14 protein-coding genes and 2 pseudogenes are annotated in these 14,943 nt (G+C 66.8%); 8 read left to right on the forward strand and 8 right to left on the reverse strand.

The annotated features are described in order from the left end of the window. From BU28_RS26745 to BU28_RS0100510, 7 genes and pseudogenes are all read right to left on the reverse strand, one after another. Positions 1–127: pseudogene (locus BU28_RS26745) on the reverse strand (IS256 family transposase); the annotation flags it as partial. Between the two features lie 223 nt (positions 128–350). Then, positions 351–533, reverse strand: a pseudogene (locus BU28_RS24405) (DUF2478 domain-containing protein); the annotation flags it as partial. A 511-nt stretch (positions 534–1,044) separates the two neighbouring features. Next, positions 1,045–1,458: a hypothetical protein gene (locus tag BU28_RS0100490; RefSeq protein WP_036761722.1), complete on the reverse strand. Its 414-nt coding sequence runs from the start codon at positions 1,456–1,458 to the stop codon at positions 1,045–1,047. Between the two features lie 12 nt (positions 1,459–1,470). Further along, positions 1,471–2,640, reverse strand: coding sequence for a sulfite oxidase (locus tag BU28_RS0100495; RefSeq protein WP_332908371.1), 1,170 nt, complete (start codon positions 2,638–2,640; stop codon positions 1,471–1,473). Between the two features lie 155 nt (positions 2,641–2,795). Next, on the reverse strand, positions 2,796–4,235 hold the full coding sequence (locus BU28_RS0100500; protein ID WP_028717697.1) for an NAD(P)(+) transhydrogenase (Re/Si-specific) subunit beta: 1,440 nt from the start codon (positions 4,233–4,235) through the stop codon (positions 2,796–2,798). A gap of 10 nt (positions 4,236–4,245) precedes the next feature. After that, positions 4,246–5,820: a Re/Si-specific NAD(P)(+) transhydrogenase subunit alpha gene (locus tag BU28_RS0100505; RefSeq protein WP_028717698.1), complete on the reverse strand. Its 1,575-nt coding sequence runs from the start codon at positions 5,818–5,820 to the stop codon at positions 4,246–4,248. 181 nt (positions 5,821–6,001) lie between these two features. Then, entirely contained in the window at positions 6,002–6,583 is a 582-nt protein-coding gene (locus tag BU28_RS0100510) for a YceI family protein (RefSeq protein ID WP_028717699.1), read from the reverse strand. Between the two features lie 283 nt (positions 6,584–6,866). Here BU28_RS0100510 and rpsF point away from each other — a divergent pair, with 283 nt between their 5' ends. The 7 genes from rpsF to lldD all read left to right on the forward strand — a co-directional run bounded on the left by rpsF (position 6,867) and on the right by lldD (position 13,009). After that, complete coding sequence (gene rpsF, locus BU28_RS0100515) at positions 6,867–7,322, forward strand: 30S ribosomal protein S6 (RefSeq protein ID WP_028717700.1); 456 nt, start codon at positions 6,867–6,869, stop codon at positions 7,320–7,322. Positions 7,323–7,339: 17 nt separating this feature from the next. Further along, complete coding sequence (gene rpsR, locus BU28_RS0100520) at positions 7,340–7,567, forward strand: 30S ribosomal protein S18 (protein WP_011747229.1); 228 nt, start codon at positions 7,340–7,342, stop codon at positions 7,565–7,567. 12 nt (positions 7,568–7,579) lie between these two features. Next, positions 7,580–8,161 (forward strand): 50S ribosomal protein L9, encoded by a 582-nt coding sequence (gene rplI, locus BU28_RS0100525; protein WP_028717701.1) that lies wholly within the window; start codon positions 7,580–7,582, stop codon positions 8,159–8,161. A 146-nt stretch (positions 8,162–8,307) separates the two neighbouring features. Beyond that, on the forward strand, positions 8,308–9,147 hold the full coding sequence (locus BU28_RS0100530) for a hypothetical protein (protein WP_028717702.1): 840 nt from the start codon (positions 8,308–8,310) through the stop codon (positions 9,145–9,147). A 254-nt stretch (positions 9,148–9,401) separates the two neighbouring features. Next, the gene (gene lldP / locus BU28_RS0100535) at positions 9,402–11,057 is read left to right on the forward strand and encodes an L-lactate permease (RefSeq protein WP_028717703.1); all 1,656 of its coding nucleotides are present in this window, start codon (positions 9,402–9,404) and stop codon (positions 11,055–11,057) included. Next, a complete protein-coding gene (locus BU28_RS0100540) occupies positions 11,054–11,851 on the forward strand; it encodes an FCD domain-containing protein (RefSeq protein ID WP_028717704.1) in 798 nt (265 codons plus the stop codon). Before lldP ends, BU28_RS0100540 begins: the two co-directional genes overlap by 4 nt. A gap of 9 nt (positions 11,852–11,860) precedes the next feature. Further along, complete coding sequence (gene lldD / locus BU28_RS0100545) at positions 11,861–13,009, forward strand: FMN-dependent L-lactate dehydrogenase LldD (protein WP_028717705.1); 1,149 nt, start codon at positions 11,861–11,863, stop codon at positions 13,007–13,009. A 3-nt stretch (positions 13,010–13,012) separates the two neighbouring features. On the opposite strand, the gene BU28_RS0100550 is transcribed toward lldD, so the two are convergent. Then, positions 13,013–13,780: an SDR family oxidoreductase gene (locus tag BU28_RS0100550; RefSeq protein WP_028717706.1), complete on the reverse strand. Its 768-nt coding sequence runs from the start codon at positions 13,778–13,780 to the stop codon at positions 13,013–13,015. Positions 13,781–13,888: 108 nt separating this feature from the next. On the opposite strand from BU28_RS0100550, the gene BU28_RS0100555 reads away from it, so the two are divergent. After that, positions 13,889–14,920 carry a lysine-2,3-aminomutase-like protein gene (locus tag BU28_RS0100555; protein WP_028717707.1) on the forward strand — a complete coding sequence of 344 codons (1,032 nt, stop codon included), beginning with the start codon at positions 13,889–13,891 and terminating at the stop codon, positions 14,918–14,920. Positions 14,921–14,943 lie beyond the last annotated feature (23 nt).

Consider the following 14,943-nt stretch of genomic DNA (forward strand, 5'->3'; position numbering starts at 1 on the left):
CCAGTTCTTCTTCGAACATGGCCTCAATGGTGGCACGGACATTCGCCCGCAGGCGATCCTAGATCAGATCATACCCGCTGGCGTCGGGCAGTAGCGAAAAGGATGAGCTGTCGGTATTCTGCTTCATGGCGTGATCTCCCTGGCGGTTGCCGCCGCCGGTTGGGTGGGTGTCAGTTCACCCGGAGATTACGCCACCGTCCAATTTCCACCACTGCCGAGACACGACCCAACCTGCCGCAACTTCGAGACAATCTCTTCCGGCTTCGGTCGTTTGTTTGCCATTCTCGATCCTCCGTTTCCTAAACATAACGGCGGACCACTTCAGTGGGGGAGGACCACCCGTTTCCCCCTTATACGTATTCTGCGATAGCGATCTTGCACCAGTCCATAACTGCCGCTTCGTCGGGTTGCAGTTGGACCGCCATGCCCGAGGAAAACGTCTCGAAGCTGGCAAGATTACGGCCGTTGACGCCAAGTAGAACCGGGGTACCTCGCGACAGCGCTTCGGCGATAAGAGGGGCGAGGCCGCGGCTGAGCCATTCCGATTCCGCGCGACAATCTCGATCTGCGGATGATGTCGCAGCAAGGCGGCCACAGTTGCAGGTTCGCGATCCGGCAGCAGGTCGATGACAGCTTGGTGCGCGCGGTCACGGACCAAGGTCCCATTGCGCTGCCCCTTGCGCCACGCCCAGTCGTCAATGCCGATCACACGCAGTCGCAGAACGGGCTTATTCGCCGGTAGCATTGTGCCTTGCAGGAAGGTGTCTTTGCTGACGCGCAGCAGACTGCGACGCCCAGGCACCTGGGCAGTTCGGCCCTTATGGCCAGACCTGCGTATGCGACAAGATCTTTGAAGCAGCCCGTTCGCCGACCATGCGGCTGCACGAGAGATCAGGACTGCACTTGCCAGACGTCTTGACCGGCCGCTGCGCAATCAGACAGCGGAACCGACCAACCGAACGGCGCAACGGCACAGTGGGGCATGGGCAGGCAGATCTGCGAGACTGCGGATATGCCGCCCATGTCGGCGCGCCGACCGGAGATCTATCTCTCGGACGAGAAATTCGTCTTGAGATAGGTCAGGATCAGCGCCTTGGTATCCGGCTCGGGCTCGACCATGCCCTGCGCCTCGACCATCCATGTCCACAGCTCGTCCCAGCGATGGTCCGTGATGCGCTGCTGCTTGATGATCTCGGTCGAATGGCAGGCGACGCATTGGTAATAGGTCTCTTCGGCCCCCGCCCCGTCGGGCAGACCGCCCAATTCCTCGTTTCCTTTCGCCGCCTCGGCGGTGTCGGCCCGAGAACGCAAGGCGGTCATCGGGTCAAGCGGGTCCGAGCCGGCAGACCGTCCGGACAGCGCGGCCATCGGATCCAGCCGGGTTCCGGCCATTGCCAAGCCGCTGCCAAGGGTCAGCACGGCCGCAATCGCAGCCACAATCGTCGGGATAATGCGCATCGCGGTCACCCCTTACCCGACCGCGACCAGCGCGATGCGGTGCTGGATGTTGTTGGCATAGCCACGCGGGTTCCAGACCGGCGACAGCGGCGGCTGACCAATGCCGTCCTGGTCCACTGCCCGAGCCCAGACCTCGTAATAGCCGTGCTGGGGCGGCGTCACCTTGGCACGCCAGCGCTGCCAGGCAAAGCGGTTCGGCGCCGGCTCCAGTTCCGCGTCCTGCCAGGTCTGGCCGAAGTCCAGCGAATACTTGACCGAGGCGACATCGCCCTTGCCGCACCAGGCATGGCCCCGGACCTCGACCGGCTCGCCTGCCTTCACCTCGGCGCCGGTCTGCGGGAAGGTGATGATGGACTTCACCGGCATTTCCTTGAGCACCACCATGTCCTTCTCGGGAACTTCGGTGCCGGGGGCGACCGGATAGGCGGGGATGCGATAAGAATCGCCGGTCATCTTGGCGCCGTCATGTTCCTTGTCGCGGATCCAGATCCGGTTGAGGTATTTCTGCGAGGCCGAGGCCGGATAGCCTGGCACGATCAGCCGCAGCGGAAAGCCGTGCAGCGCCGACAACGGTTCGCCGTTCATCGCCCAGGCGATGATCGCATCCCCCTCTATCGCCTTCTCGATCGGCACCCCGCGCGAAATCACTTCCTTCTCTTCGTCGCCGCTCAGATGCACGTCATTGCCGTAATGGCCGGTATAGACGGCGCTTTCCTTAATGCCGGCCTCTTTCAGCACGTCGGCCAGACGGACCCCGGTCCACTCCGGGCAGCCGACCGCGCCGAAAGTCCATTGGTTGCCCGACGTTCCCGGTTGAAAGAAGGCCCGCCCATTGCCGCCGCATTCGATCACCAGCTGCCGGGTGACATTTTCGAAGCGTGATTTCAGATCGTCGATCGTCAATTCCAGCGGGGTGTTCACTTCGCCGTCGATGGTCAGCACCCAACCCTCGGCGTCCTGGTCAAGCGCCGTCTGGGGGACGAGGCCGTTCATGCGGACGAACAGACGCTCATAAGGCGTCACGTCATCATCCAACAGGTGAACAGGGGTTTCCGCGTTCAGCGGGCGGTCGCCCAGCACCGTCAGTCCGTTCTTGCCCGACATCAGATCATGGCCGGTGTCCTGAGCCAGTGCGACTGGCACGAAGCCAACGGGCAGATTGCGTTCGAAAGGCACAGCCATGCCAAGCATCGTCCCCAGCGCGGTCAGCCCCGTCGTTTTCAGAAAGTTGCGCCGAGACCGGCCAGGGACTTCCGAACTCTGTGCTATCGAAGTGGAGATTTGGTCGGACATGGTTTTTCCTCCTTGGTTGCAGTGCTTAATACTATAAGCCCGCCCTACTCGATCATGGGCAGCAGCGCGTCCAGCGACTTCTTGGCGTCGCCATAGAACATGCGGGTGTTTTCCTTGTAGAACAGCGGGTTCTCGATCCCGGAATAGCCGGTGCCCTGGCCGCGCTTGCTGACGAACACCTGCTTGGCCTTCCAGACCTCCAGCACCGGCATGCCGGCGATGGGGCTGTTGGGGTCCTCCTGCGCGGCCGGGTTCACGATGTCGTTCGAGCCGATCACGATGACCACATCCGTGTTCGGGAAGTCCTCGTTGATTTCGTCCATCTCCATGACGATGTCATAGGGCACCTTGGCCTCGGCCAGCAGCACGTTCATGTGCCCGGGCAGGCGGCCGGCGACCGGATGGATGGCAAAGCGGACCGTCTTGCCGCGCGCGCGCAGCTTGCGGGTCAGTTCGCTGACCGATTGCTGCGCCTGCGCCACCGCCATGCCATAGCCCGGCACGATGATGATCTCGTCCGCGTCGTTCAGCGCCGCCGCGACGCTTTCGGCGTCGATGGCGATCTGCTCGCCCTCGATCTCCATCGCGGGCCCCGTCTCGCCGCCGAAACCGCCCAGGATCACGCTGACGAAATTGCGGTTCATCGCCTTGCACATGATATAGGACAGGATCGCACCGCTTGATCCGACCAGCGCGCCCACGACGATCAGCAGGTCGTTGCCGAGCGTGAAGCCGATGGCCGCCGCCGCCCAGCCGGAGTAGCTGTTCAGCATCGAGACCACCACCGGCATGTCGGCGCCGCCGATGCCCATGATCAGGTGATAGCCGATGAAGAACGCGGCCAGGGTGATGATCAGCAGCCACAGGACCGGGGCCCCGGTGGTGCAGTAAAGGATGACGGCCAGCAGCGACAGGGCCGCCGCGCCCGCGTTCAGCATGTGCCCGCCCGGCAGCTTCTTCGGCTTGCCGTCGATCTTGCCCGCAAGCTTGCCGAAGGCCACGATCGAGCCGGTGAAGGTCACGGCGCCGATGAAGATCCCCAGCGCGACCTCGACCTTCAGCATGGCGATCTCGGCCGGGGTCTTGTGGGCCAGAACGGCGGCGAAGCCGTGGAAATAGGCCTCGGCGTCCAGCGCGCGGGCGCGCAGCACGCGGGACAGTTCGAACTGGGCGTTGAAGCCGATCAGCACGGCGGCCAGGCCCACCAGCGAATGCATGGCGGCGACCAGCTGCGGCATTTCCGTCATCTGCACGCGCTTGGCCACGACCCAGCCGATGGCGCCGCCGATGGCCAGCATCAGCAGGCTGATGCCCCAGTTGCCATAGCCCGGCCCGATCAGCGTGGCGACGACGGCCAGCGCCATGGCACTGATGCCGTACCAGACCGCGCGCTTGGCGCTTTCCTGGCCCGAGAGCCCGCCCAGCGACAGGATGAAAAGGACGGCCGCGACGACATAGGCGGCGGTGGTGAAACCGTATTCCATCGCCCTCTCCTTACGATTTCTGGAACATGGCGAGCATCCGGCGCGTGACCAGGAAACCGCCGAAGATGTTGACGCCCGCCATCAGCACCGACAGCGCCGCCAGCAGGACGACCAGCCACGACCCCGACCCGATCTGCAGCAGCGCGCCGACGATGATGATCGAGGAGATGGCGTTGGTGATCGCCATCAGCGGCGTGTGCAGCGAATGGCTGACGTTCCAGATCACCTGGAAGCCGATGAACACCGACAGCACGAAGACGATGAAATGCGACAGGAAGCTGGCGGGCGCGAACATGCCGACCAGCAGCATCAGGATGGCGCCCACCGCCAGCAGCGTGACCTGGGACTTCGTCTGCGCCCTGAAGGCCGCGACCTCGGCCGCGCGCTTTTCCTCGGGCGTCAGCTCCTTGGGCTTTTCCTTGGGCTTTTGCGCCGCGATGGCGGCGACCTTGGGCGGCGGCGGCGGCCAGGTCACGTCGCCGTCATGGGTGACGGTGGCGCCGCGGATGACGTCGTCCTCCATGTTCTGGACGATCACGCCGTCCTTGCCGGGCGTCAGGTCGGCCAGCATGTGGCGGATGTTGTTGCCGTAAAGCTCGGACGCCTGCGCCCCCATGCGCGACGGGAAGTCGGTGTAGCCGATGACGACAACGCCGTTCTCGGTCACGATGCGCTGGTCGGGCACGGTCAGGTCGCAGTTGCCGCCGCGTTCGGCGGCCAGGTCGACGATGACGCTGCCGGGCTTCATCGCGGCCACCATGTCCTCGGTCCAGAGCTTCGGCGCGGGCCGGCCCGGGATCAGGGCGGTGGTGATGACGATGTCCATCTCGGGTGCGAGTTCGCGGAACTTGGCCAGCTGCGCCTCGCGGAACTCGGGGGACGAGGGCGCGGCATAGCCGCCGGTCGCGGCGCCGTCCTGCACCTGGTCCTTGAAGTCCAGATAGACGAATTCCGCGCCCATCGATTCAATCTGCTCGGCGACCTCGGGGCGCACGTCGAAGGCATAGACCTGCGCGCCCAGGCTGGTCGCGGCGCCGATGGCGGCAAGCCCCGCGACGCCCGCGCCGACGATCAGCACCTTGGCCGGCGGCACCTTGCCCGCCGCCGTCACCTGGCCGGTGAAGAAGCGGCCGAAGTTGTTGGCCGCCTCGATCACCGCGCGGTAGCCGGCGATGTTCGCCATCGAGCTGAGCGCGTCCATCTTTTGCGCGCGCGAGATGCGCGGCACCATGTCCATGGCGATGGCGGTGATGCCCTGTTCGCGCGCGGCCTCCAGCAGTTCGGCGTTCTGCGCCGGCCAGAAATGGCTGATGAGGGTCTGGCCGCGCCGCATCTGGGCGATCTCGGCCAGCTCGGGCGGGCGGACCTTGACCACCACGTCTACGTCATTGATCAGCGCGGCGGCGGTCGGCTCGACGGTCACGCCGGCCGCCTGATAGGCGGCATCCGAAAAGCCCGCGCGCACCCCGGCGCCGGATTCGACAAAGACCTCGTGACCCAGCTTCTTCAGATGGGCCGCAGAGGATGGGGTAACCGCGACACGGGCCTCCCCCTCGTAACTCTCTCTCAAAGCGCCGATCTTCACGAGGGCACCTCCCCTGTTAGCGTCTCAACCGGGACTCCATAGCACCGCGCAACAATCTTTCACAAGGGCGTGACGGGGCGCGTTCGCCGCAAAAAACGACGCTGCGTCACGCGGCATGGAACTGCGCATGAAAAAAGGCCCCCGGATCGGGGGCCTTCGCGGACAGGTCCGGGCGCGCGGTTTATTCGGCCTTGACCGCCTCGACGGTGATGTTGATTTCGACCTCGTCCGAGACGGCGGGGGCGAACTTCGCCAGGTTGAATTCCGAACGCTTGATCTCGGTCTCGGCGTCGAAGCCGGCGACTTCCTTGCCGCTCATCGGGTGGGCGGCGATCTGCTTCAGGTCGACCTCGAGGACCACCGATTTGGTGACGCCGTTCAGCGTCAGGTCGCCCGTGACCTTGGCTTCGTCGTCGTCATCTGGCTCGACCTTGGTCGACTTGAAGGTGGCGACGGCGCTGGCCTGGTCGGTGTTGAAGAAATCGGGTCCGAACAGGTGCTTGTCGAGCTCGGGCGAAACGGTACGCAGGCCCGACAGCGGGATCGTCGCCTCGACGCTGGAGTTGGCGGGGTTCTCGGCGTCCAGCATCAGCTTGCCGGTGACGCCGTTGATGATGCCCGTGCTGGTCGAAAAGCCCATGTGCTGATAGTCGAACACCACCTGGCTGTGCGACGGATCGAAGTCATAGGCCACCGGCTCGGCCAGGGCGGCCGTGGCGCCGAACGCGGTCGCAAGGGCGAAGGGGACGACGAGGATCTTCATCGGGAACTCCTGATTGAAATGGTCACTGGGAATGGTGACAGGAAATGCGCCAGTCGCAACAAGGGTTTCCGCCATTCTGCCTGACAATTTCGTGTGGCTTCGCCCCGGCGAAACACTGCCGCCGCAGGGGCGAAAGCCGGCGCGGACGGGTTTTGCCTTGCAATCGCGCCCGGTGCCGTTATAAGGCTGCATCCTTCCGCATACACGAAACCGGCGCAGCCTCTCGTGACGGGGCGCGGAAGGTTGCCCCGTCGTTGAAATGCGCCCTGAAAAAGGAACAGACATGCCGCTTTACGAGCATGTGCTGATCGCCCGCCAGGACCTGTCGAACACGCAGGCCGAAGGGCTGATCGAACATTTCTCGACCGTGCTGGCCGACAACGGCGGCAAGGTGGTCGAGAACGAATACTGGGGCGTGCGCACCCTGGCCTACAAGATCAACAAGAACCGCAAGGGCCATTACGCCTTCCTGCGTTCGGACGCGCCCTCGGCCGCCGTGCAGGAAATGGAGCGTCTGGCCCGCCTGCATGACGACGTCATGCGCGTGCTGACCGTCCGCGTGGACGAGCACAAGGAAGGCCCCTCGATCCAGATGCAGAAGCGCGACGAGCGCGAGCGCGGGGATCGTGGCGACCGCGGTGACCGTGGCGAACGCCGCGACCGTGACGGCGACCGTGGTGATCGCGGTGGCCGGGATGGCGAGCGCCGCGAGCGCCGCGACCGCGACGACCGGAACTGAGGGAAAGGACGCATATCATGGCCAACAAACCCTTCTTCCGCCGCCGCAAGGTCTGCCCGTTCTCGGGCGATAACGCCCCCGCGATCGACTACAAGGACACGCGCCTGCTGCAACGCTACATCAGCGAACGCGGCAAGATCGTGCCGTCGCGCATCACCGCCGTCTCGGCCAAGAAGCAGCGCGAACTCGCGCGCGCCATCAAGCGCGCCCGCTTCCTCGCCCTGCTTCCCTATGCCGTGAAGTAAGGAGAGACGAACATGCAAGTCATCCTGCTGGAACGTGTGGCCAAGCTGGGCCAGATGGGCGAAGTCGTGAAGGTCAAAGAGGGCTTCGCGCGCAACTACCTGCTGCCGCAGGGCAAGGCGCTGCGCGCCTCGGAAGCCAACATCAAGGCCTTCGAGGAACGCAAGGCGGAACTCGCCGTGCGCAACGACGAGTCCCGCGCCGAGGCGCAGAAGCTGGCCGAGAAACTGGACGGCCAGACCTTCGTCATCATCCGCTCGGCTTCGGACGCCGGCGCGCTTTACGGTTCGGTCACCCCGCGTGACGCCGCCGAGGCCGCTAACGCCGAAGGCTTCGCCGTCGAGCGCCGTCAGGTCGTGCTGACGGCGCCGATCAAGGACCTGGGCCTGCACGAGGTCCGCGTGCACCTGCACCCGGAAGTCGATGCGACCATCCGCCTGAACGTCGCCCGTTCGGCCGAGGAAGCCGAACTGCAGGCTTCGGGCAAGTCGATCCAGGACCTGGCCGCCGAGGAAGACGCGGCAGCCGATTTCGAGATCGCCGAACTGTTCGAGGACATCGGCTCGGCCGGCCGCGACGAGGACGAGGCGAACTGATCGCCCTGCCCTTGTGGCCCCCGCAAAGACCAGAACGCGCCGCGATCCGGCGCGTTTTTTCTTGCCCGGCGCAGGGCTTGGCGCGCGGAACATTCGGGCAGTTGGCGGGTTGATGCGCAGATGCGATTCCGTGAAAGGACCGACCGATGCGCCAGCCGCCGAATGACGAAACGGACCCGTTCAACCCCGGCATCACCCGCACCGATGCCGACATCACCAGCGAGACGCGCTTTGGCCCCCGCCCCGTCCCCAAGGGGCACCGGCGCCCCGCAGGACCGCAGGATTACCGGCGCATCCCGCCCAGCGGCGATGTCTCGCCCGATGGCAAGCGCGCCTATCCCCGCCCCTCGCGCATGGCGAAATGGGCGGTCTGGGGCGGCACCGGCATCGCCGCCGCCGCGCTGACGGCGGGCGCGGTGCTGGCCGTGCGCCAGGTGGCGGGGCTGTTTTCCGAGGACGACCACGGGCCCCGGCGCCACCGCCGCCGGCATGGACCCGATCACGACCACGACCACGATTATGCCCGCCCGCGCATGCAACCTCCGACCGAGGCCGAGAAGCAGGGCACCAAGCGCCGCTTTGCCGGCACGGACCCTTCGGAACGCCAGTTCGTCCGTCCCGACCACGACGACCAGCGCCGCAGCACCGGCCCGCGTCGCAGCCTGGTGTCCGAGATCGAGGACAATGCCCAGCGCCTGACGGGCACGCTTGATACCGTGATGCAGTCGGTCAGCGCCGCGCTGACGGGGTTCCAGTCGGTCGCGCAGCAGGCGCGCGGGGTCATGCACGAATTTGGCGAGGCCGCCGGAATGGCGCGCGACATCTTTCAGGGCGGCAGCAGCGGCGGCGGTTCGCAGGACACGGGGCAACGCTATGCCCGGCGCCATCCGCGCCACGGCTATCCGATGCCCGACCTGCGCGACGACCCGCTGACCGAGGACCCGCAGAAGCCTGGCGACCACGATCCGCGCAGCCATCGCCTATGATGGTCTGACCACATCGACCGAATCAGTTCCGGGGCGGCCATTGCGGATGGTCGCCCCTTTTGCTGTTTTTATAGGCTATTCGCAGGGCACCACCCTTCCGCTGCAGCGTAGAAATATCATGACCTTAGCCTTTGGTATGACCACAAAACACCAGCGGTCCGAGCAAAACTGTTTGACGCATGGCGTTCTTTGGCAAATATCCCTGTACATCCAAGTTTTTTGGTCATACCATCGTTTTGGGAGGAACTCACACGATGACCTGGGCACAGGATTATGTCCCATTGGGCAATATCTGGCTTTCCAGCCTGGTTGCCGCCATTCCGATCCTTTTCTTCTTCCTGGCCCTGACCCTGTGGCGTCTGAAGGGCTATCAGGCGGCGACCGTCACCGTCCTGCTGACCCTGGTCATCGCCGTCGCGGTCTATGGCATGCCGGTTTCGGCCGCCGCCGCCGCCGGCGTCTACGGGTTCTTCTATGGCCTGTGGCCGATCGCCTGGATCATCGTGGGCGCGGTGTTCCTGTACAAGATCTCGGTCGCGACCGGCCAGTTCGAGATCATCCGCCGCTCGATCCTGGGCATCACCGAGGACCAGCGGCTGCAACTGCTTCTGGTGGGCTTTGCCTTCGGTGCCTTCCTCGAGGGCGCGGCGGGCTTTGGCGCGCCGGTCGCCATCACGGCGGCCCTGCTGGTCGGCCTGGGGTTCCGGCCGCTTTACGCCGCCGGCCTGTGCCTGATCGCCAACACCGCGCCGGTGGCCTTCGGCGCCATGGGCATCCCGATCATCGTGGCGGGCCAGGTCACCGGGCTTGATCCGTTCCACATCGGCCAGATGGCCGGCCGCCAGCTGCCGCTCTTGTCGGTGCTGGTGCCCTTCTGGCTGATCCTGATCATGGACGGCGTGCGCGGCGTGCGCGAAACCTGGCCCGCGATCCTGGTCGCCGGCGGCTCCTTCGCCATCGTCCAGTTCCTGACGGCGAACTTCATCGGCCCGGAACTGCCCGACATCACCGCGGCCATCGCCACGCTGATCGCGCTGCCGCTGTTCCTGCGCGTCTGGCAGCCCAAGCGCATCTTCCGCTTTGCCTCCGAGCCGGGCGATCCGCCCGTCGCCCCCATCGAAACGGCGCACAGCTATACCACGGGCCAGATCGCCCGCGCCTGGTCGCCCTTCGTCATCCTGACCGCCTTCGTCACGCTGTGGAGCATCGCGCCCTTCAAGCGGCTGTTCACGGCCGACGGCCCGCTGTATTCCTGGGTTGCCAGCCTGCACGTGCCCTTCCTGGACAATGTCGTCCAGAAGACGCCGCCCATCGTGGCCGAGCCGACGCCCTTTGCCGCCGTCTACAAGTTCGACTGGTTCTCGGCCACCGGCACGGCCATCCTGTTCGCGGCGCTGGTCAGCATCATGGTTCTGGGCATGAAGCCCCGCAAGGCGGTCGAGGTCTTTGGCGACACGCTGCGCGGGCTGGTGATCCCGATCTATTCCATCGGCATGGTGCTGGCCTTCGCGTTCCTGGCGAACTATTCGGGCCTGTCGGCGACGCTGGCGCTGGCGCTCGCGCATACCGGGTCGGCCTTTACCTTCTTCTCGCCCTTCCTGGGCTGGCTCGGGGTCTTCGTCACCGGCTCGGACACCTCGTCGAACGCGCTGTTCGGGGCGCTTCAGGCCACGACCGCGCACCAGATCGGCGTGTCGGACGTGCTGCTGGTCGCCGTCAACACCACCGGGGGCGTGACGGGCAAGATGATCTCGCCGCAGTCCATCGCCATCGCCTGCGCGGCCGTGGGGCTGGTCGGGCGGGAATCGGACCTGTTCCGCTTTACCGTCAAGCATTCGCTGGCGCTGGCGGCGCTGGTCGGCGTCATCACCACGCTGCAGGCCTATGTCTTTCCCTGGATGATCCCATGACGGAACGAACCCCGCGGGCCCGTGTCACCGATCGGGTCGAGGCCGAGATCGAGGCGCTGATCCGGGACCGCGGGCTTGAACCCGGCGACCGCCTGCCGTCCGAACGGGCGCTGGCGGACCGCCTGTCGGCCTCGCGCACCAGTCTGCGCGAGGCCATCGGCCGGCTTGCCGCGCGCGGGCTGGTCGAGGTGCGCAAGACCGGGCTGGTCGTGGCGCGCCCCGGCCCCCGGGCCTGGGCGCATGACGGGATCAGCGCGCCCCTGGCGCCGCTGGTCGCCCATCACGCGGGCTTTGGCCATGACGTGATGGAGATCCGCCACGCGCTGGAAGGGGCGGCCGCCTATTACGCCGCCCGCCGCGCCGATCCGGCGGCGGTCGGCCGCATCGCCCAGGCGCTGGAGACGATGATCGCCGGCCACGGCCAGGCCGACCCCGGCGAGGAGGCGCGGCTGGACGCCGCCTTTCACCTGGCCATCGCCGAGGCGTCGAACAACGCCATCCTGCACCAGGTCATGTCCAGCCTGTTCAGCCTGCTGCAGGCCAGCATCTCGGAAAGCCTGGAAAAGCTTTACCTGGTGCCCAGCACCTTCGAGGCGCTGTCGCGCCAGCACCGCGAGCTTTACCAGGCCATCGCCGCCGGGGACGCGGACCGCGCCCGCGCGGCGTCGGACGCGCACCTGGCCTTTGTCGAAACCACGATCCGCCAGATCGACGAGGATCTGGCCCGCAAGGCCCGCGCCAGCGCCGCCCGCGCCGCCGGCATCACCGGCCCGGCCCACCCGAACAACAGTTGAGGCATGACCATGAGAATTTCGTCGATCTCGGATTACCGCGAAGCCGCCCGCCGCAAGCTGCCGCCGTTCCTGTTCCATTACATCGACGGCGGCGCCTATGCGGAATACACGCTGGGGCGCAACGTCTCGGACCTGTCGGAAATCGCGCTGCGCCAGCGCATCCTGCGCAACGTGGCCGAACTGAGCCTGGAAACGCAGGTGCTGGGCCAGACCTTCGCGATGCCCGTCGCGCTGTCCCCGGTCGGGCTGACCGGGATGTATGCCCGGCGCGGCGAGGTCCAGGCCGCCCGCGCCGCCGCCGCCAAGGGCGTGCCCTTTACCCTGTCCACCGTCTCGGTCTGTTCCATCGAGGAGGTGCAGGCCGCGTCCCCCGTGCCCATCTGGTTCCAGCTTTACGTCCTGAAGGACCGGGGCTTCATGAAGAACGCGCTGGAGCGCGCGCAGGCGGTGGGGATCAACACGCTGGTCTTTACCGTGGACATGCCGGTGCCGGGGGCGCGCTATCGCGACCTGCATTCGGGCATGTCGGGACCGGACGCCAAGTTCCGCCAGATCGTGCAGGCCGCGACCCATCCGCAATGGGCCTGGGACGTGGGCATCAAGGGCAAGCCGCACGACCTGGGCAATATCTCGGTCTATCGCGGCCAGCCCACCAAGCTTGAGGATTACATCGGCTGGCTGGGGGCGAATTTCGACCCCTCGATCGGCTGGAGCGATCTGGAGTGGATCCGCGATTTCTGGAAGGGGCCGATGATCATCAAGGGCATCCTGGATGTCGAGGACGCGCGCGACGCGGTGCGGTTCGGCGCGGACGGGATCATCGTGTCGAACCACGGCGGCCGCCAGCTGGACGGGGTGCTGAGTTCGACCCGCGCCCTGCCGGCCATCGCCGACGCGGTCAAGGGGGACCTCGCGATCCTGGCGGACAGCGGCGTGCGCTCGGGTCTGGACGTCGTGCGGATGATCGCGCTGGGGGCCGATGTCGCGATGATGGGCCGCGCCTTTGTCTATGCGCTGGCCGCCGCCGGAGAGGCGGGCGTCGCCAACATGCTGGATCTGGTCGCCAAGGAGATGCGCGTGGCCATGGCCCTGACCGGCGCGCGATCCGTGTCCGAGATCGACCGCAGTGCGCTGGTAAGTGTCACCGAGACGCCCTGACCGCTAAAGGACGGCGGTGATGCCGCCGTCGGCATAGATGAGCTGCCCCGAGACGAAGTTCGAGGCGTCCGACGACAGGAAGATCGCCAGCCCGACCAGTTCCTCGGGCTGGCCCCAGCGGCGCATCGGGGTGCGCGCCTTGACCCAGGCGTCGAAGTCGGGGTTCTCGATCAGCGCCTGGTTCATGTCGGTGACCATGTAGCCCGGGCCGATGGCATTGGCCTGGATGCCCAGCGCGCCCCATTCGGCGGCCATGGCGCGCGTCAGCATCTTGATCCCGCCCTTGGACACCGCGTAGGGCGCGATGGTCGGCCGCGCCAGGTCCGAGGTCAGCGAGCCGATGTTGACGATCTTGCCGCGCCCGCGCGCGGCCATGCGGCGCGCCGCCTCGCGCCCGATGACGAAGGCTGCGGTCAGGTTGGTGTCGATGACCCGCTGCCAGTCCGCCGTGCCAAGCTCCAGCATGGGGCTGCGGAACTGGATGCCGGCGTTGTTGACCAGGATGTCGACCGCGATCCCCTGGGCGTCGAGGGCCTGGAACGCGGCCAGGATGGCCGCCTCGTCGCTGACGTCGAAGGCCTGGGTCAGCACGTCATGGCCCTGGTCCCGCATCCCGGCGGCCGCGTCCTCGAGCCGCTCGGCGTTGGCGCCGTTCAGGATGATCCGGGCGCCGGCCCGCGCCAGCCCTTCGGCCATGGCTCGGCCGAGGCCGCGCGATGATCCGGTGACAAGCGCGGTGCGGCCGGTCAGGTCGAAAAGATGCAGGCTCATGGGTCCCCCGTCCGTTTGCGACAGGGGTAACGTATACATTGTGCTCCGGCAAGCTTGCAAAACCCCGCGGATGGGTGCAAGGAAACGGGCTTTCCGAAAGGCCCCGCCGTGACGCGACCCCTGACCACCGTGCCCGCCCTGATCGAGGCGGGGCTTGCCGCGCCGGGCGAGGCCCCGGCGCTTGAGGCGGTGGCGGCCGAGTTTCGGGTTCGGCTGACGCCGGGCATGGCCGCAGCCGCGGCCGATCCGGGCGTCGCCGCGCAATTCGTGCCCGATGCGCGCGAATTGCGGGTCCGCCCCGAGGAACTGGCCGATCCCATCGGCGACGCGGCCCACAGCCCCGTGCCCGGGCTGACGCATCGCTATCCCGACCGGGTCATCCTGCATGTGACCAGGACCTGCGCGGTCTATTGCCGCTTCTGCTTTCGCCGCGAGGTGGTGGGCGAGGAAGGCGCGCTGCCCGAGGCGGAACTGGCCGCCGCGCTGGATTACGTCGCGGCGACCCCCGCCGTGCGCGAGGTGATCCTGACCGGCGGCGATCCCCTGGTGCTGTCGACGCGGCGCATCGCGGCACTGATGGCGCGCCTGGCGGCAATTCCGCACCTGGACATGGTGCGCATCCACACGCGGGTTCCGGTGGTCGCGCCCGGCCGGATCGACGCGGCCCTGCTGGCGGCGCTGCGCCCGGAACGGCTGGCGGTCTGGCTGGTGGTGCACACGAACCACGCCGCCGAGCTGACGCCCGAGGCCCGCGCCGCGCTGGCGCGGCTGGCCGATGCCGGGGTGCCGCTGCTGTCGCAGACGGTGCTGCTTGCGGGTGTGAACGCCGATCCGGCGACGCTGGAGGATCTGTTCCGGGCGCTGCTGCGGAACCGGGTCAAGCCCTATTACCTGCACCATTGCGACCTGGCGCGCGGGACCAGCCATTTCCGCACGACGATCGCCCGGGGCCGGGCCATCATGGCGGCCCTGCGCGGGCGGCTGTCGGGCACCTGCCTGCCGACCTATGTGCTGGACCTGCCCGGCGGGCATGGCAAGGTGCCGCTGGAATCGGGGGACGTCCTGGACATGGGCGCGGGGCGCTGGCGGATCCGGGACTGGCGCGGCACCTGGCACGACTATCGCGACCCCGAGGGTTAGAACCGGGGGCGCTTCGCCCCCCG

Source organism: Paracoccus yeei ATCC BAA-599 (assembly GCF_000622145.1).
Taxonomy (GTDB): Bacteria; Pseudomonadota; Alphaproteobacteria; order Rhodobacterales; family Rhodobacteraceae; genus Paracoccus; species Paracoccus yeei.